This is a genomic window from Streptomyces sp. NPDC057565 (assembly GCF_042801455.1).
GTDB lineage: Bacteria > Actinomycetota > Actinomycetes > Streptomycetales > Streptomycetaceae > Streptomyces > Streptomyces yanii.
Window position 1 is genome coordinate 26,570 of sequence record NZ_JBHVFU010000012.1, and the last position, 22,733, is coordinate 49,302.

The 22,733-nt window shown below is 71.5% G+C and carries 22 protein-coding genes and 1 pseudogene; 9 read left to right on the plus strand and 14 right to left on the minus strand.

Annotated elements, in window-relative coordinates:
• The first annotated feature begins 20 nt into the window (after nucleotides 1-20).
• The 3 genes from ACFU8W_RS22400 (at nucleotide 21) to ACFU8W_RS22410 (ending at nucleotide 2,940) form a co-directional block, all read left to right on the plus strand.
• Complete coding sequence (locus tag ACFU8W_RS22400) at nucleotides 21-764, plus strand: TetR/AcrR family transcriptional regulator (protein ID WP_384039858.1); 744 nt, start codon at nucleotides 21-23, stop codon at nucleotides 762-764.
• Between the two features lie 134 nt (nucleotides 765-898).
• On the plus strand, nucleotides 899-2,278 hold the full coding sequence (locus ACFU8W_RS22405; protein WP_384039861.1) for a sensor histidine kinase: 1,380 nt from the start codon (nucleotides 899-901) through the stop codon (nucleotides 2,276-2,278).
• Nucleotides 2,275-2,940 (plus strand): response regulator, encoded by a 666-nt coding sequence (locus ACFU8W_RS22410; protein WP_384039864.1) that lies wholly within the window; start codon nucleotides 2,275-2,277, stop codon nucleotides 2,938-2,940. The genes ACFU8W_RS22405 and ACFU8W_RS22410 overlap by 4 nt, the downstream gene beginning before the upstream one ends.
• Here the strand turns inward: ACFU8W_RS22410 and ACFU8W_RS22415 are convergent.
• Both ACFU8W_RS22415 and ACFU8W_RS22420 read right to left on the minus strand, forming a co-directional pair.
• Nucleotides 2,901-3,215, minus strand: coding sequence for a DUF6332 family protein (locus tag ACFU8W_RS22415; RefSeq protein WP_384039866.1), 315 nt, complete (start codon nucleotides 3,213-3,215; stop codon nucleotides 2,901-2,903). The two genes, ACFU8W_RS22410 and ACFU8W_RS22415, sit on opposite strands and share 40 nt — an antisense overlap.
• 103 nt (nucleotides 3,216-3,318) lie before the next feature.
• Nucleotides 3,319-4,818, minus strand: a complete 1,500-nt coding sequence (locus tag ACFU8W_RS22420) for an MFS transporter (RefSeq protein WP_384039869.1) — start codon at nucleotides 4,816-4,818, stop codon at nucleotides 3,319-3,321.
• 87 nt (nucleotides 4,819-4,905) lie between these two features.
• On the opposite strand from ACFU8W_RS22420, the gene ACFU8W_RS22425 reads away from it, so the two are divergent.
• Nucleotides 4,906-5,307, plus strand: a complete 402-nt coding sequence (locus ACFU8W_RS22425; RefSeq protein ID WP_384039872.1) for a MarR family winged helix-turn-helix transcriptional regulator — start codon at nucleotides 4,906-4,908, stop codon at nucleotides 5,305-5,307.
• 49 nt (nucleotides 5,308-5,356) lie between these two features.
• Here ACFU8W_RS22425 and ACFU8W_RS22430 read toward each other — a convergent pair whose 3' ends face one another.
• The 3 genes from ACFU8W_RS22430 to ACFU8W_RS22440 form a co-directional block, all read right to left on the minus strand.
• Nucleotides 5,357-6,127 (minus strand): maleylpyruvate isomerase family mycothiol-dependent enzyme, encoded by a 771-nt coding sequence (locus ACFU8W_RS22430; RefSeq protein WP_384039875.1) that lies wholly within the window; start codon nucleotides 6,125-6,127, stop codon nucleotides 5,357-5,359.
• 30 nt (nucleotides 6,128-6,157) lie between these two features.
• Nucleotides 6,158-6,526, minus strand: coding sequence for an SCO4225 family membrane protein (locus ACFU8W_RS22435; protein ID WP_345510990.1), 369 nt, complete (start codon nucleotides 6,524-6,526; stop codon nucleotides 6,158-6,160).
• A gap of 110 nt (nucleotides 6,527-6,636) precedes the next feature.
• Nucleotides 6,637-7,854: an MFS transporter gene (locus ACFU8W_RS22440; RefSeq protein WP_384039878.1), complete on the minus strand. Its 1,218-nt coding sequence runs from the start codon at nucleotides 7,852-7,854 to the stop codon at nucleotides 6,637-6,639.
• A 165-nt stretch (nucleotides 7,855-8,019) separates the two neighbouring features.
• Between ACFU8W_RS22440 and ACFU8W_RS22445 the strand changes: the two genes are divergently transcribed.
• Nucleotides 8,020-9,234: an ROK family protein gene (locus ACFU8W_RS22445; protein ID WP_384039881.1), complete on the plus strand. Its 1,215-nt coding sequence runs from the start codon at nucleotides 8,020-8,022 to the stop codon at nucleotides 9,232-9,234.
• 24 nt (nucleotides 9,235-9,258) lie between these two features.
• Here ACFU8W_RS22445 and ACFU8W_RS22450 read toward each other — a convergent pair whose 3' ends face one another.
• A complete protein-coding gene (locus ACFU8W_RS22450) occupies nucleotides 9,259-9,672 on the minus strand; it encodes a RidA family protein (RefSeq protein WP_345510725.1) in 414 nt (137 codons plus the stop codon).
• A gap of 145 nt (nucleotides 9,673-9,817) precedes the next feature.
• A complete protein-coding gene (locus ACFU8W_RS22455) occupies nucleotides 9,818-10,396 on the minus strand; it encodes a TetR/AcrR family transcriptional regulator (RefSeq protein WP_384039885.1) in 579 nt (192 codons plus the stop codon).
• Nucleotides 10,397-10,599: 203 nt separating this feature from the next.
• On the opposite strand from ACFU8W_RS22455, the gene ACFU8W_RS22460 reads away from it, so the two are divergent.
• From ACFU8W_RS22460 to ACFU8W_RS22470, 3 genes are read left to right on the plus strand one after another with little or no spacing between them, the layout of a single operon-like run.
• Nucleotides 10,600-10,902 carry an SHOCT domain-containing protein gene (locus tag ACFU8W_RS22460; protein ID WP_345510727.1) on the plus strand — a complete coding sequence of 101 codons (303 nt, stop codon included), beginning with the start codon at nucleotides 10,600-10,602 and terminating at the stop codon, nucleotides 10,900-10,902.
• Nucleotides 10,899-11,675, plus strand: coding sequence for an ABC transporter ATP-binding protein (locus ACFU8W_RS22465; RefSeq protein ID WP_384039888.1), 777 nt, complete (start codon nucleotides 10,899-10,901; stop codon nucleotides 11,673-11,675). Before ACFU8W_RS22460 ends, ACFU8W_RS22465 begins: the two co-directional genes overlap by 4 nt.
• Nucleotides 11,672-14,242, plus strand: a complete 2,571-nt coding sequence (locus ACFU8W_RS22470; RefSeq protein WP_384039891.1) for an ABC transporter permease — start codon at nucleotides 11,672-11,674, stop codon at nucleotides 14,240-14,242. The genes ACFU8W_RS22465 and ACFU8W_RS22470 overlap by 4 nt, the downstream gene beginning before the upstream one ends.
• Nucleotides 14,243-14,320: 78 nt before the next feature.
• On the opposite strand, the gene ACFU8W_RS22475 is transcribed toward ACFU8W_RS22470, so the two are convergent.
• Complete coding sequence (locus ACFU8W_RS22475) at nucleotides 14,321-14,845, minus strand: ATP-binding protein (RefSeq protein WP_384039894.1); 525 nt, start codon at nucleotides 14,843-14,845, stop codon at nucleotides 14,321-14,323.
• A 222-nt stretch (nucleotides 14,846-15,067) separates the two neighbouring features.
• Nucleotides 15,068-15,376 (minus strand): annotated as a pseudogene (locus ACFU8W_RS22480) (hypothetical protein); the annotation flags it as partial.
• A 245-nt stretch (nucleotides 15,377-15,621) separates the two neighbouring features.
• Between ACFU8W_RS22480 and ACFU8W_RS22485 the strand changes: the two are divergent.
• Nucleotides 15,622-16,755 carry a PLP-dependent cysteine synthase family protein gene (locus ACFU8W_RS22485; RefSeq protein ID WP_345510734.1) on the plus strand — a complete coding sequence of 378 codons (1,134 nt, stop codon included), beginning with the start codon at nucleotides 15,622-15,624 and terminating at the stop codon, nucleotides 16,753-16,755.
• A gap of 79 nt (nucleotides 16,756-16,834) precedes the next feature.
• Here the strand turns inward: ACFU8W_RS22485 and ACFU8W_RS22490 are convergent, their stop codons facing one another.
• The 5 genes from ACFU8W_RS22490 to ACFU8W_RS22510 form a co-directional block, all read right to left on the minus strand.
• The gene (locus ACFU8W_RS22490) at nucleotides 16,835-17,314 is read right to left on the minus strand and encodes an SRPBCC family protein (RefSeq protein ID WP_384039897.1); all 480 of its coding nucleotides are present in this window, start codon (nucleotides 17,312-17,314) and stop codon (nucleotides 16,835-16,837) included.
• A gap of 98 nt (nucleotides 17,315-17,412) precedes the next feature.
• Nucleotides 17,413-18,927, minus strand: coding sequence for an SDR family oxidoreductase (locus ACFU8W_RS22495; protein WP_384040242.1), 1,515 nt, complete (start codon nucleotides 18,925-18,927; stop codon nucleotides 17,413-17,415).
• A gap of 165 nt (nucleotides 18,928-19,092) precedes the next feature.
• Nucleotides 19,093-21,114, minus strand: coding sequence for a hypothetical protein (locus tag ACFU8W_RS22500; protein WP_384039900.1), 2,022 nt, complete (start codon nucleotides 21,112-21,114; stop codon nucleotides 19,093-19,095).
• Nucleotides 21,115-21,301: 187 nt separating this feature from the next.
• Nucleotides 21,302-21,748 carry an SRPBCC family protein gene (locus ACFU8W_RS22505; protein WP_345510737.1) on the minus strand — a complete coding sequence of 149 codons (447 nt, stop codon included), beginning with the start codon at nucleotides 21,746-21,748 and terminating at the stop codon, nucleotides 21,302-21,304.
• A 76-nt stretch (nucleotides 21,749-21,824) separates the two neighbouring features.
• Nucleotides 21,825-22,667, minus strand: coding sequence for a DeoR/GlpR family DNA-binding transcription regulator (locus ACFU8W_RS22510; RefSeq protein WP_384039904.1), 843 nt, complete (start codon nucleotides 22,665-22,667; stop codon nucleotides 21,825-21,827).
• Between the last annotated feature and the right edge of the window lie 66 nt (nucleotides 22,668-22,733).

The window sequence follows — 22,733 nt, forward strand, 5'->3', positions numbered from 1 at the left end:
TTCGTGGCAGACTGAGCTCCATGAGCACCATCCGAGGAGCCAGGGAACGGGCCCGTATCGAAGTCACCGCGGCCATCAAGGACGAGGCGAGGAAGCAGCTCGCAGCCGAAGGCGCCGCGAAACTCTCCCTGCGCGCCGTCGCACGTGAGCTGGGCATGGTCTCGTCCGCGCTGTACCGCTACTTCCCCAGCCGCGACGAGCTGCTCACGGCCCTGATCGTCGATGCGTACGACGCTGTGGGCGAGGCCGCCGAGACCGCTCACCGGGCCTCGTGCGACGTCCCACCCGTACCCGCCGCCCATCTCGCCCGCTGGATCGCGGTCGCCTGCGCCGTACGCGAGTGGGCCCTCGCCCACCCCCATGAATACGCCCTGATCTACGGCTCGCCCGTGCCCGGTTACACGGCACCTCAGGCGACCGTCGGCCCCGCCTCCCGCATCGGCCTCGTTCTCATCGGGATCGTCGAGGACGCCCACCGCACGGACGGCCTCGCCGTGCCGACTCTCGCCCCCGAGCTGCGGCCCGAGGCCGAGCGGATGGCCGCCGACCTCGCGCCCGATCTCCCTCCGGCGGTCGTCCCCGCTCTCGTGGCCGCCTGGTCGCAGCTCATCGGGCTGATCTCCTTCGAGATCTTCGGCCAGTTCAAGCGGATCGTCGAAGCTCGGGAGGCCTTCTTCCGGCAGGCGGTCGCCGACCTGGCCCGTAACGTCGGACTGCTCGACGACCGGGCCGACCGTACAGCCACCGACAGCGCCGGTGCCTGAGCCGGCCCGTTTGTCGGCCCGTCGGCCCGGCTCGATATCTCGCCTGCGCCGGCCGGGGTACTCCACGGGGAGTACGTGTGATCACCACGCCCGGCTGACGCCGCCGTCGAGGCCCGCGGTCTAGCGTTGCCGATATGGAAGAGCAGCGCTCACACGAAAGCGGCGCTCCCCCCTCGGCGCAGGGCGGACCGCCGCAGCGGCAGCCCTGGGCGCACGCGGCCCCAGGAGGCCCCCGGGGGCCTTGGGGACCCTGGGGGCACGACGGGCCGCCGCGCTGGCTGACGGGGATGCGCGAGCGGTCCGCCGCCCGGCTGCCCTGGCCATCCACCGTCCTCCTCGGCGCCCTTGTCATGATCGGCTCTTCCGTCGCGGCCCGCGGTCAGCTCGGTGAGCGCGCCCCGTTGGACCTCTTCGCCCGGGCGCTGCTCTTCATCGCCGTCGCCGTGCTGCTGCTGCGCCACCGCCACCCCGTCCTGGCGGTCTTCGTCAGTGCGGCCGCGGCCACGGTCTATCTGGGCGCCGGGTATCCGTACGGCCCGGTTTTCCTCGCGGTCGCCGTCGGCTGCTTCAGCGCGGTTGTTGCGGGGCACCGGCGGGCGGCCTGGACGGCCGTGGGAATGGTGTGGCTGGGCCACCTGCTGATGACGCACTGGCTCTACCGCTGGCTGCCGCCGAGCGGCGACTCGGCTGCGCCCTGGGGGCAGGAACTGGGCGTCGCCGCCTGGGTGGTGGCGATCGTCGCGGCAGCGGAGTTCGTACGCGTACGCCGCGAGCAGTGGGCCACCCAGCGTGCCCAACGGGCGGCCGCCGAGAAGCGACGGGCCGACGAGGAGCGGCTCCGGATGGCCCGGGAGCTCCATGACGTGCTCGCCCACAGCATCTCCGTCATCAATGTCCAGGCAGGCGTCGGACTCGCGCTGCTCGACTCCGACCCGGAGCAGGCCCGGAACGCCCTCACCACGATCAAGGCGGCCAGCAAGGAGGCGCTCGGCGAGGTCCGTCAGGTCCTCGACACACTCCGTACCCCGGGGGACGCCCCCAGGGCCCCGGCCCCCGGACTCGACCGGCTGCCCGAGCTCGTCGACCAGGCGGCGAGCGCCGGACTGGCCGTCACGGTGGAGACGGAAGGCGTACGCGGCGCCGTCCCGCCCGGTACGGATCTGGCCGCCTTCCGGATAGTGCAGGAGGCGCTGACGAACGTCGTGCGGCATTCGGGCTCGCGCACCGCACGGATCCGGATCGGCTACGGGACCGGCCGCGTACGGCTCCGTATCGACGACGACGGCCCCGCCACCGGCAGCGAGGCGGGCGGCAGCGGCAACGGGCTGGCCGGCATGCGGGAGCGGGCCGCCGCACTGGGCGGCACCATCGAGGCGGGCCCCCGGACCGACGGCGGTTTCCGGGTACGGGCCGAGCTTCCCCTGCACTCGGCGTCGGACGGGGACCCGGCGTCGAGCATGGACTCCGCGTCGACCATGGACACTGTGCACGACACGACGGAGGAGAGACCGTGATCCGCGTACTGCTCGCCGATGACCAGCTGCTGGTCCGCGCAGGATTTCGCGCCCTGTTGGACGCCCAGCCGGACATCGAGGTGGCGGGCGAGGCCGCCGACGGGGCGGAAGCCGTGCGGCTGGTGCGCGAACTGCGCCCGGATACCGTGCTGATGGACATCCGCATGCCGCATCTCGACGGTCTCGCCGCGACCCGCACCATCACCGGCGACCCGGAGCTGGACGACGTCAAGGTGGTCATGCTCACCACCTTCGAGCTCGACGAGTACGTCTTCGAGGCGATCCGGTCCGGCGCCTCGGGTTTTCTGGTCAAGGACACCGAACCGGAGGAGCTTCTGCGGGCGGTACGGGCCGTGGTGGCCGGTGACGCCCTGCTCTCGCCGGGGGTGACGCGCCGCCTGATCGCCGAGTTCGCGGCCCGTTCCAAGGAGCCCGCGGCCGCGGCCGGTCTGGGTGAACTGACCGAACGGGAAAGGGAAGTGATGGCGCTGGTCGGCATCGGTCTGTCCAACGAGGAGATCGCCCGCCGGCTGGTCGTCAGCCCGCTCACCGCCAAGACCCATGTCAGTCGCGCCATGGTGAAGCTGGGCGCACGCGACCGGGCCCAACTGGTGGTGCTCGCCTACGAGTCGGGCCTCGTGCGTCCCGGCTGGCTCGGCTGAGACGGAGCCTGCGGGCGGCGCGTGACCATCGGGCGATCGCGCCTGTGGCGGGGGAATCCCCACAGCACATCGACGAGGCGGGCGACGAAGACGACGGCCGAGACGACGGCCCCGCTCAGGAGCACCACTCGCTCCGCCGCGCGCGACAGATCGAGGAAGACGGTGGTCGCGGCGACGGCGATGAACGCGGCCGCGGCCAGAGCGGCCCCGCTGACCAGGGCGAAGACGATCTCGACGGTCATTGCGTCCCGGTCTTCCTGACTTCGTCGCCCCATGTCGGAAGTGTCACAGGGGCGGTGGGCTGCGGGCAAGGATGCCTCGCCGCCCACCGCCCTGTTTCCCCGCGCCGGTCGGTCATCGGGGCGGCGGACCGGCCGGTCAGTCCCGGACCGCCACCTTCTCGGCGGCTGCCGCCTCCGCGGCCGCCCGGTCGCCGGCGGACGAGGCGACCAGCACCGTGTGCTGAGCGGGTCGGCTGCGGCGCAGGCCGGTCAGGGTGATCAGCAGTCCGATGAACGCGATCACCGTCACCACCAGCAGGCCGGGGCGGTAGCTGTCGAGGACCGCCTGGGGGGAGCCGTCGCCGCTGCCGTGCGCCGTGATCACCGCGGTGACGACGGCCAGGAAGATCGCCCCGCCGACCTGGATCGAGGTGTTCAGAAGACCGGAGACCATGCCCTGCTCCTCGTCGTCCACTCCGTTGGTGGCCTGGATGTTGAGCGACGGGAAGGTCAGCGCGCACGCCGCCCCGAGCAGCAGCATGGACGGCAGGATGACCGCCGCGTACGACGGAGCGAGGGTGATCCGCAGGAAGAGCGCGTAGCCCACGACGAGGAAGGTGAAACCGGCGGCGATCACGCGCGGCGTCCCGAACCGGTCCACGACATCGCCGATCTTCGTGGACGACAGTGCGACCAGCACACCGGCGGGCAGGAAGGCCAGCGCGGTCTCAAGGGCGGACCAGCCGAGGAGCGACTGCATGTACTGGGTGACCAGGAACTGGAAGCCGACATAGCTGCCGAAGAACGCTGCCGCGCCGAGCTGGGCCCTGACCTGGCTGCCGGAACGGAGTACGCCGAGCCGGATCAGCGGGTTCGCGGTACGCCGTTCGATGGCGACGAAGACGGAGAGCAGGACGGCGACGGCGAGGAACGAAAGCAGCGTGCGGGCGGACGCCCAGCCGGCCTCAGGGGCCTGCACGACGGTGAATACCAGCAGGAGCATGGAGGCCGTGCCGGTGACGGCGCCCGGCAGGTCGTACCCGCCGTGGGTGTTCTCGCGGTCGCTGTGCGGGATCAGCTTCAGACCCGCGACCAGTGCGAGCAGTGCGATGGGGGCGGGCAGCAGCATGGTCCAGCGCCAGGACAGCTGGGTGAGGAGCCCCGACAGCACCAGGCCCATCGAGAAGCCGGTGGCCGCGCAGGTGGTGTAGATGGACAGGGCGCGGTTGCGCTGCGGTCCCTCCTTGAAGGTCGTGGTGATGATGGAGAGCCCGGCCGGTGCGGTGAATGCGGCGCTCAGACCCTTGATGAAGCGGCTGGCGATCAGGAGAGGTCCGGAGTCGACGAATCCACCGAGCAGCGAGGCGAGGGCGAAGACGCCGAGGGCGATCAGGAAGACCTGGCGCCGGCCGAGGAGGTCGGCCGCACGTCCTCCGAGGAGCAGCAGTCCGCCGTAGCCGAGGATGTAGCCGCTGACGATCCACTGCAGGGTCGAGGTGGTCAGACCGAGATCGTCGGCGATGGACGGCAGAGCGACGCCGACCATGGAGACGTCGAGCGCGTCCAGGAACATCGCGGCGCAGAGCACGAGCAGGGTGCCCCACAGCCGCGGGCTCCAGCGCGCATGGGAATCAGGGACGTTGAGCGGAGTGGTCATGGCGAGGACAGTACATGTACATGCATTGAATGCAAGTGCATTTAATTCCGATGCAACAATCGACCTTTTCTCTGCTAACGTGCGGACATGGCCGCGAACAAGCCCGAGCACGTGCTCGTCGACGAATGGCGGGACATCCTCGCGCTGCACGCCAGGACGTTGTGCGAACTCGATCGCGAGCTGCATCGGTACGGCCTCGGCGCCAGTGACTTCGAGGTGCTCGACGTCCTCGCGGAGGGTGCGTCGGAGGACGGCGGCGCCGCCTATCGTGTACAGGAGCTGGCGTCCCGGGTCCACCTCAGCCAGAGTGCGCTGTCGCGCCTGGTCGCGCGGCTGGAGAAGGATGATCTCGTCTGCCGCGGGATGTGCAGCGAGGATCGCCGAGGCGTCCGGGTCGAGCTGACGGCGAAGGGTCGGGCGCGCCATGCCGAAGTGAAGCCGTTGCAGCGCTCGGTGCTCGCCCGGATGCTGAACGGCGCGACCGGCTGAGTGCGGTGCGGACCACGGCGGGGGCGGTCCGCGGCTGTCCGTACGCCGGTCAGGACCAGGTGATCCCGGAGTTCTCGCACCACAGGCGTGCGAGCCCTTGGTCGCCCGATACCGCTACCGTCGTGAGCGGCTTCCGGTTCCAGAGCGTGAGATAAAGGTCCTCGGCTGTTCCGTTCAACTCGCAGTCCGCGGAACCGTCTTCGGGCTCACCTGCCTCCGTGGTGCGGACGGCCTGCGGCGGCTCCGCCGAGAGGCGCACGGTCCATGCGGCGTCCGTGTCCGCGGCGCGCACCCGCAGCGTACGCGGGACGTCGGTGCGCACCCGGCTCTTCGGGCGGGCGTGGAACCCGCGCAGCAGCTCGTCGATGCCGTCCAGCGCAAGACCGGCCGCCACCGGTGACAGGGGACCGCCGCGCGCGGACTCGGCGTCCACCCGGTGAATCGTTGTTTCGTGCGCCTGCCGTCGGGCCCAGAACGCAAGCGAGGACGGCGCGGGAAGAAACGTCCAGCACTCCAGATCGGCGGGGGCGCCTGCCAATGCGGCCACCAGCCCGCCGTGCCCCTCGCGGAACCAGTCGAGCAGCGCGCCCCCGTCCAGATCGGGCTCCCCGCCGTCGGGGTGGTACGCGGTGTGGCCCTCGATGACATACGCGGTCGCCCAGCGGTGCACCATGCCGGTGTGCCGGAGCAGATCGCGTACCTGCCAGCCGGGACAGGTCGGCACCGGTGCGCCGGGCCCTGCCTGTTCCGCCGCGGCGGCCAGCAGGTGTCCCGCGCCGGCGAGCGACCTGATGTGGTCGGCGATTTCCGTCGTCTCCATGCTTTCCATGGTCGAGATTGTGACAGCGACTCAGGCGCCCTGGGGGTGGGTGGAACGGGACCGGCCGCCACGGTGCACCAGCCTGACGAACCAACCGAGGGCGAGCGCCTGCACCAGGACGGACACGACGAGGGCGAGATAGAGGAACCAGGCCGGACCGGCGGCGTCCGCCCCCCACAGCGTGCTGCCGACGAAGAACACGAACACTGTCGGCGCCGCGAGCAGGAACAGCCACACGCCCGCGAACGACGCGTCCTCGTGCGGGACGAAGAGGGTGTCCACGGCGACGAACACCGCTGTCGCCAGAACCACGCCGAGGTAGATCAGCGAGGCGGGGTTGCCGAAGGTCAGTCGTGCGAGCGCGCGGAGGTGCTGCTTGTTCATGACCGGCTTGTTCATGGCCTGCTCCCCGTAGACGGTTGACACTTCCATGGTGCGACCGGGGAGCGGCACCTGCCTGAGTACACCTACTCAATCGGGCATCGGTACGTGAGACGTGCGTACGTCGATCAGGCGCGGGTCACCGCATGGCGAGCCGCATGGCCCAGCACGGATGCCGCGCCCGCCAGCACCGCCACCGTCGTCAGAGCGACGGGCAGCGAGAACCAGTCGGCCAGGAACCCGATCGCGGGCGGCCCCAGCAGCATCCCGCCGTAGCCGATCGTCGACGCGGCGGCCACTCCGCTCGGACCGGCCAGCTCGCCGGCCCGGCCGACGGCGACGGGGAAGATGTTGGCCAGCCCGAGACCGGCGACGGCGAAGCCGAGCAGGGCGAGCCAGGTCGTCGGGGCGAGCGAGCCGAGGAGCATGCCGGCCGCACCGGTGGCGCCGCCCGCGACGAGCGTGCGGGTCTGCCCGAGTCGTTCCAGCAGCATGGTGCCGGTGAGCCGGCCCGCGGTCATGGCCAGGGCGAACAGGGAGTATCCCGCTGCGGCGATGCCCGGGCGGGCATGCAGGTCCTGTTCCAGGTGGAGCGCGCTCCAGTCGGCCAGTGCGCCTTCCCCGTACGCGGTGCAGAGCGCGATCACGCCGAACAGCAGCACCACCTTGCGGGCGCGCCCGGTCATCCGGCGTGGCTCCTCGGTGCGGTCGGCCACGGATACGGTCCGGGGAGCCCGGTGCCGCAGCAGGGTCGGTCCGGCGGCGGCCGTGACGAGCAGTCCGACCCCGGTGAGGATGAAGAGATGGGTGGCGGGGGAGAGTCCGCCGGCGACCAGTCCGCCGAGGCCGGCTCCGAGCATGCCGCCGAGGCTGAACGCGGCGTGGAAGCTGGGCATCACGGGGCGCCGCAGGCCGGCGACGAGATCGACCGCTGCGCTGTTGATCGCCACGTTCATCGCGCCGTACGCCGCGCCGAAGACCAGCAGCACCGAACCGAGTGCGAGCGCCGAATGCGTCTGCGCGGGCAGGGCGATGGCGAGTGAGAGGAGCACTCCGCACACCACGGTCACGGGGTGGCTGCCGAATCGTCGGCAGAGTCCGCCGGCGAGCATCATGGTGATGACCGCCCCGGCGGAGACGCCGAGCAGTGCGAGGCCGAGGGTGGAGGCGGAGGCGCCGGTCTGGTGCTTGATGGCCGGGATGCGGACCACCCAGCCGGCGAAGAGGAAGCCGTCGAGGGCGAAGAACACGGTCAGTGCGGTACGGAGGCGGGCTGACGAGGGTGGGGCGGTGTCTTTGCCCGGTCCCCCCGGTAGGGCCGTCCGCAGTTTGTTTAGTTGCGGCACAAACTCAGCATAGGGGCCCACGGACAACAGACGCAAGACGGTCTCCTGCCGGAGTGGGCAGCGGCATCCGACCCGGCTGCGCAGGGCGGCCTCCGTGACCGAAGCGGGCAGAAGTCGGCCACCGGGGCGTCGGCAGCGGCTCCGGATCATGGGAGACTCGGCCCCATGAACGGCAAGGCGACCACCACCCGGACGAAGTTGGAGAGGGGCCGGAGCGCGCTCGGGCCCGCGCTGGAGCTGGTCCACACCGGACGCGCGCCCACCCGCGCCGTGCTCACCTCCGAGCTCGGCGTCACCCGCGCGACCGCCGGCGCGGTCGCCGCGGAGCTGGAGGCACTCGGCCTCATCCGCGTCGACTCAAGCCCCGGTTCCGCAGCGGGCTCACAGGGCCGCCCCTCGCACCGGCTGGCCGTCCGGGAGTCCGGTCCGGTCGCCATCGCCGCACAGGTGCATGCCGACGGGTTCCGCGCCGCGCTGGTCGGGCTCGGTGGGCGGCTCGTCGCCACCGCCCCCGGCTGTGTCACGGTCACATCGGACCCGGCACAGGTCGTGGGCGAAGTCGTCGACGCGTGTGCCCGGTTGCTGCACGACAGCGGACTGCGCTGCGTCGGCGCGGGACTCGCCGTCCCCTCCGCCGTGGCCGAACCGGAGGGCACCGCGCTCAACCCGCTGCACATCGCCTGGCCGGCAGGCGCTCCGGTCCGCCAGATCTTCGCCACGTGCGTACGGGAAGCGGGCATCCCCGGCCCCGCGTTCACCGGCAACGACGTCAACCTCGCCGCGCTCGCCGAACACCGGCACGGTGCCGGCCGCGGGGCCCAGCACCTGCTCTGCGTGGCCACGGGCCACCGCGGCGTCGGCGGTGCTCTTGTCCTGGACGGCCGCCTGCACAGCGGCAGTTCGGGTCTGGCCCTGGAGGTCGGTCATCTCACCGTGAACCCGGAAGGGCGTCCCTGCCACTGCGGCGGGCGCGGCTGCCTCGACGTCGAAACCGACCCGCTCGCCTTCCTGACCGCCGCCCGCAGGGAACCGGGCCCCGAGGAATCCCTGCTCAAGCAGGCGAGTGACCTGCTGCGCACCGAGTACGAGGACGTGGCGGTACGGAACGCGGCCGAGGAGCTCATCGACCGGCTCGGCCTCGGTCTGGCCGGCCTGGTCAACATCCTCAACCCGGACCGCATCATCCTCGGCGGGCTGCACCGTGCACTGCTCGACGCAGACCCGGAGCGACTGCGCGCGGTGGTCGCCGACCGCAGCCTCTGGGGCCGCAGCGGCAGCGTGCCGATCCTGCCGTGCACCCTCGACCACAACAGCCTCGTGGGCGCTGCGGAACTGGCTTGGCAGCCCGTCCTCGACGATCCGCTGACCGCACTCGCCTGAACCGGCGGCCGAGCTCCGGCGCCGCTACCGTGCGGCCTCGGGGACGAGAGCGAACGCCTCGATCTCCAGCAGCAGTTCGGGGCGGAACAGCGCAGCGACCTGGACGGCGGAGCTTGCGGGCAGGTGTTCGGAGTCGATGTACGCGTCGCGCACCGTGCGGACGGCGGGCAGATGGGCGATGTCGGTCACGTAGTAGGTGAGCTTGACGACGTCGTCGAAGGACGCACCGGCGGCCGCCAGACAACGACGCAGGTTCTCGAACACCTGCCGTGCCTGCGCGGCGGCATCACCCGCTCCCACGACGTGGCCGTTCGCGTCGAGTGCCACCTGCCCGGACACGGCGACGAGTCGGCCGGAGCCGGTGACGACGTGGGTGTACCCGACTCCCGGGGTGACGCCCTCCGGAGCCGTGATGTGTGTGAGATGCGTGTTGTCCATGGCGGCATCCTCACCCGCAGACGAGCGTTGGCACCAGCGTATATGTGGCGGGATCAGAGGCGGTTGACCCGGCACACGTCCGGCACGCAGAGGTTGGAGCGGTGGCTGTTGTACTCCTCAGGCAGTAGCGGCGCGTGAGAGAGGGTCAGGCAGGGGAGGCGGAGCCGGTTCGTGGAGCCAGCAGGGAGAGCAGTCCCCTGACGCCCGCCTCGAAGGCCGCCGTCGAGCCCGAGGCGCGGGCCAGCACATAGCCGCCCTGCACCGTCGCGACCACGGTTGCCGCGATCTCGTCGGGCACCAGCGCCCCGTCGAACTCGCCTTGGTCCAGGCCCTCCTGGACGATTTCGGCGAGCCGTGCGCGCAACCGGCCGATCGTCTCCTCGACCGGGGCGCGCAGCTCGTCGGCGGCCATGACATCCGAGTCCATCGTCAGCCGGCCGACCGGGCAGCCGCGCAGTACGTCACGCTCGCACAGAAGATAAGCGGAGATCCGCTCGTACGCCGATCCCCGGCCGCCCAGCACCTGTTCGGCGGTGGCCCGCATCGCCGCGGCCGTGCGACGGATGGCCGCCAGCGCCAGGTCGGGCTTGCCTGTGAAGTGGTGGTACATGCTGCCTTGGCCCGCGCCCGCGTGCTGCTGGACGGCCTTCGGGCTCGTGCCCACATAGCCGCGCTCCCACAGGAGCTCCTGGGTGGCTTCGATCAGACGATCCCGGGTGCTCATGCAGCTCACTGTACATACCAGTAGGTACAGAACCCGGGAATGTTGGCCGGCCAACGGGAGCAGCCGCGGGACCGCCACATACTCCCGCGGGGGTACGTGCGCTGCCGCTGGCCGTACGACGACTCGGACCCCCTCCCGGGGCCAGGCTCGGAAGCGTCGGAAGAACGCCGACCGAGAACTCTGAACCGAGGGAGCTGACCGAGATGAACACCCTGGCCCATTCCGGCGGACCCGGACCGTGGATCCTCCTCTTCCCGCTGGTCTGGGCGGCCGTCGCCGTCACGGTCGTCACCGTCCTGCGCCGTACCGTGTGGCGAGGCGGCCGACGCGGTCCGTGGGGCCCGCGCGCCGCGCACAGCGACCCCGCCGCCCTCGGCGAACAGTCGCCCATCACTCTGCTCGGCCGCCGCTTCGCCGCGGGCGAGATCGACGAGGACGAGTACTGGCGCCGGCTCTCCGTCCTGGACGAGCAGTTCGGCCGTGCCGACCGGCGAGGTGCGGCATGACCACGACCATCCGCACCGGCGTCGTCGCCGCCGCCCGCGTCGTCGACGCCGTGAAGGTCTACGGCACGGGCGACACCGAGGTCAGGGCCCTGGACGGGGTGAGCGTCGATTTCCCGGTCGGCCGCTTCACCGCGATCATGGGGCCCTCCGGCTCCGGAAAATCCACCCTGATGCACTGCGCCGCCGGACTCGACACGCTCACCTCCGGCTCCGCACTCATCGGCGACACGGACCTCAGCACGCTCGACGACCGCAGGCTCACCCTGCTGCGCCGACAGCGCATCGGCTTCGTCTTCCAGGCCTTCAACCTCATCCCGACCCTCACCGTCGCCGAGAACATCACCCTCCCCATCGACCTCGCGGGGGAGCGCGGCGACCGGGAGTGGATCGACGCGCTCATCGACACCGTGGGGTTGCGGGACCGGCTGCACCACCGGCCCAGCGAACTCTCCGGCGGGCAGCAGCAGCGCGTCGCCGTGGCCCGCGCCTTCGCCGGCACCCCCGACGTCGTCTTCGCCGACGAACCGACGGGCAACCTCGACTCCCGGGCCGGACAGGAGGTGCTGCGACTCCTCGGCCGCACCGTTCGCCGGACCTCCCGTACGGTCGTCATGGTCACCCATGACCCGGTCGCCGCAGCGCACGCGGACGAGGTCGTCTTTCTCGCGGACGGGCGCCTCGTCGACCGCATGCAGGACCCCACCGCGGAGCGCGTGCTCGACCGGCTCAAGGCCTTCGACCCGTCGCCGGGCGCAACGGCGGTGACGCCATGACCGGTGCCCGCGCCTCCGTGCGCCTCAGCGTTTCCTCGCTCCGTGCCCACAAGCGTCGGTTCGCAGGCATGTTCACCGCCGTTCTGCTCGGCGTCGCCTTCCTCACAGGCACGCTCGTCATGGGCGACACCCTGCGCGCCGGCTTCGACACGATGTTCGCGAACGCCGCAGGCGGTACGGACGCCGTCGTCCGCAGCACGAATGTGGTGACCGTGTCCGGTGAAGGGCCGGGCACCCGGCAGCCGGTGAGCACCACTCTCGTGAAGACGATCGAGCAGACACCGGGCGTCGCCGCCGCGGCCCCCGACATCCAGGGTGCCGGGCAGCTGATCGGCGCCGACGACAAGCCCATCGGCGGCCAGGGGCCGCCCACCGTCGCCGGCAACTGGATCCAGGACCCGAAGCTCAACCCTTACAAGCTCGCCGAAGGGCGTGCACCGTCCCGGTCCGGCGAAGTCGTCATCAACCGCGGCACCGCCGACAGGGGAGGGCTGAAGATCGGCGACACGACGGTACTGCGCACCCCCGACCCGGTGCGCGTCACCGTCGTCGGCCTGGTCACCTTCGGCGGTGAGGACGGCATGGGCCAGGTCACCTACACCGGGATGACGCAGGCCGATGCCGAGAAGTACCTGACCCCGAAGCCCGGCGAGGCGTCGAGCATCCAGGTGCGCGCCGTCCCCGGCACCAGCCAGCAGGAACTCGTCGACGCGCTGACTCCCGTGCTGCCCGCCGACACGGAGGCCATCACCGGACAGGCCTCCGCAGCCGAGAACCAGAGCATGATCTCCGGTGCGTTCCTCAGCCTCTTCACCACGCTGCTGCTGGTGTTCTCCGGGATCGTCCTGCTGGTCGCCACCTTCTCCATCCACAACACGTTCGCGATCGTCGTCGCGCAGCGCACCCGGGAGAACGCCCTGCTGCGCGCCCTCGGCGCGTCCCGCCGTCAGATCCTGGGCTCGACCCTCGTCGAGGCGACCGCGGTCGGCGTGCTCGCCTCCGCCGCCGGACTGGCCGGGGGCATCGGGGTCGCCGCCGGACTACAGGCGCTCTTCCCCGCCGTCGGCTTCCCGTTCCCCGACGGTGCGCTCGTGATCAGCGGGATCTCGCTGCTGCTTCCGCTTGCCGTCGGCGTACTCGTCTGTCTCGGCTCGGCCGTCCTGCCCGCCGTCCACGCGGGGCGCACCGCACCGCTCGCGGCCCTGCGCGAGACCGCCGTCGACGACTCGGCGGCCTCCCGGACCCGAGCCGTCACCGGTGTCCTGCTGCTGCTCGCGGCGTTGGGCGCCATCCTGATCGGCGTCCTGGCCCATCCGTCCGTCTGGCCGTCGGCCACCGGTGCGGTCCTGGCGCTCGCCGCCTTCGTGGTGCTCGGCCCGGCCGCCTCCACATACGCCGTACGGATCCTCGGCGCTCCACTCGACGGGCTGCGTGGTGTCACCGGCGCACTGGCCAGGCGCAACGCGCTGCGCAGCCCCAAGCGGACCGCCGCCACCGCGACCGCGCTGATGATCGGCGTCGCGGTCGTCTCGCTCTTCAGCGTTTTCGGCGCCTCGCTGAAGGCGACCATGAACCAGGCCGTGGACCGGTCCTTCGCCGGTGATGTCGCCATCAGCGCACCCACGTTCGGCGCCGGTGGCAGCGGTCTCAGCCCCGCACTCGCGCCCGCCGTCGGCCGGCTGCCGGAAGTGTCCACCGCGGTCGGGCTCGGCAAGGGCGTTGCGGAGGTCAACGGCGCGGGACGCGCCCTGACCGTCACCGACCCTGCCGCGCTCGCCAGGGTCTTCGACCTCGGCCCGGTCCGCGGATCCATGAACGCACTGGGTCCGAACGGCATCGCCGTGTCCGGCGCGGAGGCAGCCGAGCGCGGTCTGCACACCGGCTCCACGGCCCGGCTCACCTTCACCGACGGCAAGCAGCAGACCTTTACCGTCCGCGCGGTCTACGACCGGTCGGAACTGGCGGGCACCTACATCATCACCCGGCAGGCCTGGGCGCCGCACCGCGCACAGGACTCCGACAGGCTCATCGCCGTGTCGTTCAAGGACGGGGTGACGACCGCCGACGGAAAGACGGCAGTCGAGAAGACCGCTGCGGCGTACGGCAGTCCGGACGTGCAGACGCGCGGCGAGTACGCGCGGTCCTCGGCCGGCTCCATCGACATGATGCTCACGCTGGTCTACGCGCTGCTGGCACTCGCCGTACTGATCGCTCTGCTCGGGATCGCCAACACCCTCACCCTGGCCATCCATGAACGCACCAGGGAACTGGGCCTGTTGCGGGCCGTCGGACAGACCAGGAGTCAGCTGCGGACCATGGTCCGCTGGGAATCCGTCCTGGTCGCCGCGTTCGGCACAGCAGGCGGTCTGCTGCTCGGCGGCTTCCTCGGCTGGGTGCTCGTGAAGGCGTCCGAAGATGCGGGCGACACTCCGTTCGCCTTCGCGCTGCCGCCCACGCGGCTGCTGGTGATCGCGCTGGTGGGGATCACCGCCGGGGCGCTGGCCGGCTGGCGACCGGCTCGGCGTGCGGCGCGCCTGGACGTGCTCCGTGCCATCGCAGCCGACTGAACACAGGCAGCGAGGAGCGGGGCGCCGGCGGGCGCCCCGCTCCTCGCTGAGTCCAGGGCCTGTCTGTCGAATCAGGCTCTAACCGACCACGGCGGACCGGGCGTCGGTGTGCGCCACGGCCTCCAGGGGAGACGTGGTGGTCACGGCGCCGAACGGGCCGTCGGTCGTCGCGCCGTACAGCGAGTTCGGCGGCGGAGTCACCGTCGGGGACGGAGCCGACAGCGTGAACCAGACGACCTTCCCGGCCCGGCCCCACGGCCGGAAGCCCCAGCTCTCGCTGACTGCGGCGATCATCGCGAGTCCGCGCCCCGAGGTGCTGGAGGCATCGGCCGCGCGCACGGTCGGCAGCCGCGGGTCGTGGTCGTGGACGGAGACCGTCAGACGTTCGAGCAGCAGCTCTATCTCGACGGTGCACGTCTTGTCCGGCTGTGCATGCCGGTGGACATTGGTCAGAAGCTCCGTGACGCCGAGCGCTGCCTGGTCGATCAGAGGGTCGAGATGCCAGTAGCGCAACTGCGCCGAGATGATTCTGCGGACCTGACCGATCCGCGACGGCAGGGCCTGGAGCTCCACCGTGCAGTGCCTGCTTGGCTCGCTGACCACGGCTGCGACTCCCCGAAATAGGTCCGGAAGAAGACGACGGAACGGAGTCGGCGGGTGGCCTACTGTCGTTCCTGGTCCGGCGGGCTGGATCACAGTGTCACCGCCGGTAAACCATGAGTGACGCGATTCCAATGTCACTCAGGGGTCAGGGCTCCGCAACTCGCGGTGACCCAGTCGTGGCGCACCGTCAGCCCGCTCGGCCGGCCCCCCTTCTCCGCCCGGCCGGGCGCCCGCGCTGCGCAGCGCCTCCAGGAAACGCTGCGACGGCCCCGCACGGGCCGGCCCGCGGTCGCGCTGCCCCATGGTCAGCCGGTACCACGTCCCGTTGACCCGCGCCACCGTCGAGTCGACTCCGGCGAACCATGGCCTGCGCGCACGCACCGCCCTCGCCGGGGCGCTGTCGATCTCCCGCCCGTAGCTGGTCAGCAGGGCCACCCGGCCGTCCTTGACGATCACTTGACCGGCCCTGGTGAGCGACCGGGCCCACCGCTCGATCCGTACCCCTGTCGCGCTGAACTCCGGTTCCTTCATGACTGGTTCGACCCCTTCGTTACCCTTCTGGCGGTCAGTCTGCCCACACGGCCGCGGGCGCACCAGGTCGCGGCGAGGCGGCATGCCGCGAATGCGCCACGGCGTGCCGCGGTTGTCGCGCGCCCCCTCGCACCAAGGCAGTGCTATGGATCCCCAAAGTCAAAGTTTGTGCAGGTGGGGGGCCTATCGTGGGATGCGGGGGCCGGTGGCCCGCAAGTCCGGTCACGACGAGCAGGAGCGTGCTGATGAACACCAGTGAGCGCAGGCCCGACGGCGATGTCACGGCAACCGTCGACATCGACCGCACCGATCATGACTACAGGGCCTGGCTGAAGGAGGCCGTCCGCAAGGTCCAGGCCGACGCCAACCGCTCCGCCGACACGCACCTGCTGCGCTTCCCGCTGCCCGAGGCCTGGGGGATCGATCTCTACCTCAAGGACGAGTCGACGCACCCCACGGGCAGCCTCAAGCACCGGCTGGCCCGCTCGCTCTTCCTCTACGGGCTCTGCAACGGCTGGATCCGGCCGGGCAGGCCGGTGATCGAGGCGTCCAGCGGTTCGACGGCCGTCTCGGAGGCGTACTTCGCGAAGCTGATCGGGGTGCCGTTCATCGCGGTGATGCCCCGCACCACCAGCCCCGAGAAGTGCCGGCTGATCGAATTCCACGGCGGCCAGTGCCACTTCGTCGACGACGCCCAGAAGCTGTACGAGGAGTCCGCCAGGCTCGCCGCCGACTCCGGGGGCCACTACATGGACCAGTTCACCTACGCCGAGCGGGCCACCGACTGGCGCGGCAACAACAACATCGCCGAGTCGATCTACCAGCAGCTGCGACTGGAGCGCTATCCGGAGCCCACCTGGATCGTCGCCACCGCCGGGACGGGCGGCACCTCTGCGACCATCGCCCGGTATGTGCACTACATGCAGTACGACACCCGGATCTGTGTGCCCGACCCGGAGAACTCCTGTTTCTTCGACGGCTGGACCGACCACAACGCCCTCGCCACCAGCGACTGCGGTTCACGCATCGAGGGGATCGGCCGGCCCCGGATGGAACCGAGCTTCGTGCCCGGCGCCATCGACCGGATGATGAAGGTGCCGGACGCGGCCAGCGTCGCCGCTGTGCGCGCCCTGGAACAGGCCATCGGTCGGAAGGCGGGCGGCTCCACCGGCACCGGGCTGTGGAGCGCGTTCAAAATCGTCGCCGAAATGGTGGACCAGGGCCGCACCGGCAGCATCGTCACACTGCTCTGCGACCCGGGAGACCGCTACCTCGACAAGTACTACTCCGACAGCTGGCTCGCGGAGCAGGGCCTGGACATCGCCCCCTACGCCGCGACGATCCGACGCTTCCTGGCCACCGGCAACTGGCCCTGCTGAAGCCCGGACGTCACCACGGGCAGGCCGACCTGATACACGAGGCCGCCGACGGCGAGGTGGGGGAGTGACCGCCCCGCTCTCAGGCGGAGGCTGCGGCCAGCCGCTTGTCGAGATTGCGCACCGCGTCCCTGAACGCCCGGCCCAGTGCCGGTCGGCCCAGTCGCAGGACGTACCGGAACGCCGCGGGGCCGTCGGCGGCGAAGGTCCACTGCACGCGCGTCCCGGTTGCCGTGGGGATGAGCCGCCACTCCTCCAACAGGGCCCGCAGAGCGGGTGCGTTGGTCTCATCGACCCGGTACGCGTACCGCTCGCCGGGCTCCTTCGCGACGATCGTCTCGTGGAACACCGTGCCACCCTTGAGCCGGATCTCACGGCCCGCGCCCGCCCCGGTGGACCGGGCCGCCGTCACCGCGGTGAACCAGCCGGGCCAGCCGTCGACTTCCTCGGCGAGCGCCCGGTACACCGCCGTGGGAGCCGCCGACGCCTCGGCGGCGAAGACCAGCCGTAGCGGGGCGGTCCGGACGAAGTCGAGGTCCACGGAGCGGAGCCGACGTGCCATGGGGCGCACCTCCCGTGCGATCGGCGGCGGACGCACCCGGTCCGCGGTGACCGGTACCATATCTGTCGCATCATCAGATGTCTTCAGCTGTACGGACGTTAAGAGGGGCGCCCGTTTTGTGAGCTCCTCCAAGGCGCGGTCCGCTGCGGTGCTGCCCGGGCGGCCGCCGTGATGTTACGTGCCATGCCGCCGAAGACCACCGAATGGAACGGCCACACACTCCACCAGTAGGCGTGGCCGAGCAGCCCGCGGGGATGGAACAGGGCCCGCTGTCCGTACACGGTCCGCCCCTCCTCGTCCCGGCCGACCGACAGCTCCAGCCACGCGGGACCGGGCAGCCGCATCTCCGCACGCAGCCGGAGCAGCCGACCCGGAACGATCTCCTCCACCCGCCAGAAGTCCAGCGAGTCGCCCACCCGCAGCCGTTGTGCGTCCCGTCGTCCGCGCCGCAGCCCCACGCCTCCGACGAACCGGTCGAGCCACCCCCGTACCGCCCAGGCGAGCGGGAACGAGTACCAGCCGTTCTCCCCGCCGATGCCCTCGATCACCCGCCAGAGCGCATCCGGCGCCACGGGCACGGTCAGCTCGCGCTCGTCGCGGTAGAGGCTGCCGCCCGACCAGTCGGGGTCGGTCGGTAGCGGATCGCTGGGCGCGCCGGGTACCGCGGCGGACGACCACCGGGTGTCCACCCTGGCGTCCTTGATCCGTTGCAGTGCCAGCCGCAGGGCCTGGTCGAAGTCGATCGGGCCACCCGGAGGATCGGGCACGTAACGGGTGATGTCCTGCTCGCGACAGACGACCTCGTTGCGCAGCGACTCCGCCAGCGGACGGGCGATGGACCGCGGTACGGGCGTGACCAGACCGATCCAGTGGCTGGACAGCCCCGGTGTGAGCACGGGGACGGGAAGGATCACCCGGTGCGGCAGCCCGGCGACCCGCGCGTACCGCTGCATCATGTCGCGGTAGGTCATCACGTCCGGGCCGCCGATGTCGAAGGTGCGGTTCACGTCCGCCGGGAGCGAGGCGGAGCCGACGAGGTACCGCACCACGTCCCGTACCGCCACCGGCTGGATCGAGGTACGCACCCAGCTCGGCGTGACCATCACCGGGAGCCGCTCCGTCAGATGGCGCAGGATCTCGAAGGACGCCGAACCCGACCCGATGACGACCGCGGCCCGCAGAACAGCCGTCGGCACCCCGGAGTCCAGCAGGATCCGCCCGACCTCGGCCCGTGAGCGCAGATGCGGTGACAGTTCGCGATCCGGCACCCCGGCCGGGGTGAGGCCGCCGAGATAGACGATCCGGCGGAGTCCGGCCGTGCGCGCCTGCTCGCCGAAGATCCGGGCCGACCGGCGGTCCGTCTGCTCGAAGCCACGCCCCGTTCCGAGGGCATGGACCAGGTAGTACGCCACGTCCATGTCCGCCAGCGCCGCCCGCACCGATGCGGCATCGGCGACATCCCCCTGCACCACCTCGACCCGGTCCGCCCACGGATAGTCGCGCAGTTTGCGTGGGGTGCGGGCCAGGCAGCGGACCCGGTGGCCGGCTTCGAGCAGCGCGGGCACCAGCCTGCCGCCGATGTAGCCGGTGGCACCGGTCACCAGACAGCGCAGCTGCGTACCACCGGGAGAGCCGGAGCCGTGGTCGGAGTCGGCGTGGGACGCGGAGCCGGAGAATTCGGTCACGCGGCCGAGTCTCGCACCGGACCGCCGCACCGACCTGGCGGACGACGCCGAACGGCCTCTCCCGGCCCTCGCCCCTTCCCCGTTCCGCCCCTCTCAGCGCACCGCGGACAGCGTCCCGCCCTCGCGCAGCCGGGCCTTCAGCTCCAGCTGCGCGTCCTGCGGCCCCCGTACCGCCAGCGTCGTACCGTCCGCCGACCCGCGCACGGTGCCCGTCACCTCGATCCGGTTCACGGCCCGGCTGCCCGCCGCCAGCACGTACCACCGGGCGGACGGTGCTCTCCAGTGCGTGCCCGCCAGAACGTGCTGCCCGAACCGGCTGCACAGCGCCGTATCGGGCCGGTCGGCCACCACCGCACCAGGGGCGTTGAGCGACGCGGCGGGCTGCAGGAACTGGACCAGCACCCGGCCGGGCCCCTGCCAGGTGTCGGCCCGGGTGCACACCCAGTCCGCCGGTGTCCCGCCCTCCGGCAGAGGCTGCCGGGCAAAGGCCCAATTGTTGACGGCACGGACCCCGCTGCCCCGCAGTGCCCGCAGCGAGCACACCGTGCGTGCCCAGCTCAGCAGGGCCGGACCATCCGTTGCCTCGCGCGGCCCGCGCGGCGGTGCCCCTTTGCCGGGCAGCGGTGTGTACGTGAGATGGACCGGAGCGAGATCGCCCAGATCGGTGAGGAGGAAGGCGTGGTTCTCGGCGATGCGCTCCGAGGAGCGCAGCTGCATCACCGGCCAGGAGCCACAACTGCCGCCCGGCGAGGGGCTCGATACGGGTGCGGTGACACCGTCGCGGCCCACCGTCAGCGACCGCGCCGGAGCGTTCGGCGCCAGCAGATCGCGCGTGGTGGTCTCCGAGACCCACGGGGCGAGGAGGAACCGGGCCCCGTCCCCCCTGCGACTGACCACGACGGCTGCCCCCGTCGTCACGTCCGCGTCATCGGTCCGGGCGAAGTCGAGCGCGGTCGCCCCGGCCCCGGTCAGCGGCTCCGCGTAACGCACCACGCGTACGCCGCCGTCGTGGAACAGCACCACGGCCGCACCGTCCACCTCGCCCGCGTACAGCAGCCGGGGCGGCTGGGCGGGCGGTACGGAGAGTGTCCCGGGCGACGTGGAGACGTGGACGGTGCGCGGCGTGTGCCCCCAGGTACGCAGCGCCCGGCCGAGCAGGTCCCGGTCCCGGGCACGGTCCCCGCGGGCCGGCCACGCGGTGAAGTCGACGCGTGAGGTGTCCGCCCATTCCGTGACAGCCATACGCAGCAGCGCTGCCGGATCGACGGCGGCGGAACCGGCCCGCGCGGGACCGTCCTGCGGGCCGTCCGGACCGTTCTCCGCAGCCAGGACGACCAGACCGCCCGCCATCACGCACAGCGCGGCAGCGGAGGCCACCGCCCGCAGCCGGTGCCTGCGCCGTAACAGATCGCTGGGGCGGGTCTGGAGCGTGCACGGGTCGAACTCGGCGGAGAGCAGCAACGATTCGGTCCGCGGCCGGTCGGCGGACCCCAGTCGTCCGGCCGCACGTACCGCGCCCGCCGCATCGCTCGCCCCCGCCCGTGCGAGCAGCACCGTTGCCTCGAGATCGGTCAGCTCCTCCAGCAGCCGCAGCGCGAACGCCGCCCGCACGGCGGCGGACACCGTGGACAGTGTCCGGTCCAGGGCCAGTTCCTCCGCGCCACCGGCGCGCGGGAAGAGCCGCAGCCCCCGGACGAAGGGGAGCGCGGGGCGCAACGCGGCCGGTGCCGGGATCCGCGCGGGCCACCAGCGGGGCCGCCGCCCGTACGCCAGCGCGGCACGCAGCACCCGCAGCCTCACCCAGGCGTATGCGGAGGAAGCGACGTGCGCCGCGGCGAGATGCCTCGGGGACGGTACGCCCCGCCCCTGTGCCGGGACCCGGGTCCGGAGCGGTACGGGAGGTCCCGCGGTGGCGGTGCGCCGGGCGGGCAGGGCGCGCTGGACGGCCGCATGGGCGGCGAGGACCCGTCGGTGCCGGCCGAGCGACGGCGGCAGAACGAGGTAGGCGAGCCGGACGAGACGTGGGTAGTGTTCCACGAGCGCGGCTTCGGCCTGCTGGACGCCGGGGCGTTCGCTGCTGCGGGTGGAGCGATGCCGGGATGGGGGGATCGGCATGGGATCGGTGCCTTCCGAGCCGTTGGCGATAACCGTCGTACCGACAAACGAGTCGATCGTGTGACGGTCACATCGGGCGCAGGTCCGGAGGCCGGTGACCGGCTGTCGCGTCGGCTGCACCGCCGAGGCGGCGGCCGCGCACCACGGGAGTTACGACCTGGTGCACGACAGAGAGTGGATCAGGTCGTTACGGCCGCACCGTGCCGTCGAGCAGACCGTCCAGCACCCGGCCGAACAGCCGGCGGCCCGTTCCCGCGATCAGCGGATCGCCCCATTGCGGCAGCAGCCGGATACGGAGTTCCTCCACCCACACGACATGGGACCCGGAATCCGTCGGATACACATCGATCGACGCCCGGCCCAGCACCACCGAACCGCGCTTCTCCAGTCGGCAGAGCCCGGCCCGCCCGGTCACCGGCGGCATCCAGCGCACCACTTCCATCGGATCGTCGAACGCCAGTGGGCCCACACCCGTGCGGGCCACGAAGACGGTCCCGATCGTGGTGGGCAGCCCGGTCGGGACGGTGATCCGGGTCAGCGGGACGTGTGCGCAGTGCCGTTCCCAGTCGGTCACCCGGCGCCAGGACTCGGCGGCGGGGAGGGCGGTGAATCGTTCGATCCGGAATACGGCCACAGCAGGATCCTAGGACGTCCCGGCCACGGCGCGAGCCGAGCGGAACCTCTGGCTCGCCCTCGGGATCCCCGTTCCCTCAGCTCTCGGAGAGGTCGGCCGCGGTCTGGCCCGCAACCACCAGGCCCGGCAGATGTTCCTCGATCTCCTCGCGAGCGCCCGCGGACAGACCGGAATCCGTGATGAAGGTGTCCACCTGCTCCAGCGTCGCGAACGAACTCAGGCCCACCGTGCCCCACTTGGTGTGATCGGCGACCACCACCACCCGCCGCGCCGACTGCACGAAGCGCCGATTGGTCTCGGCCTCCGCCAGATTCGGCGTCGAGAGCCCGGCCTCGACCGAGATCCCGTGCACCCCGAGGAACAGCACATCGAAGTGGAGCGAAGCGATCGCCTGATCGGCGACCGGGCCGACCAGAGAGTCGGACGGAGTCCGCACCCCACCGGTGAGCACCACCGTGGCAGTCCCGGCCCGCGGGCCGCCCGTCGCCGTCGACCGCTGCGCGGCATGGAACACATCGGCGACCCGCACCGAGTTCGTCACCACCGTCAACTCTGGTACGTCCAGCAGGTGCTGGGCCAGCGCATACGTCGTCGTACCACCGGAGAGCGCGATCGCACTGCCGGGAACGGCCATCGCCGCGGCGGCCCGCGCGATGTCCTCCTTGGCGGTCAGCTCCAGCGTCGACTTGGCCTCGAAACCGGGCTCGTGCGTACTCGCCTCGACGACCGGCACGGCGCCGCCGTGCACCTTCTCGATGACACCCTGACGGGCCAGCGCGTCCAGGTCCCGGCGCACGGTCATGTCGGAGACGCTCAGCTTGCGGGTCAGCTCATTGACCCTGACCCCGCCACGCCGACGCACCTCGTCGAGGATCAGTGCACGCCGCTGCTCCGCGAGGAGATTCTGATTCTCGCTCAACGCCGGGTCCGGTCCTTCCCTCTGGTATCCGTACAGCAGCCCGTCGGTTCAACAGTCTGTCGGACG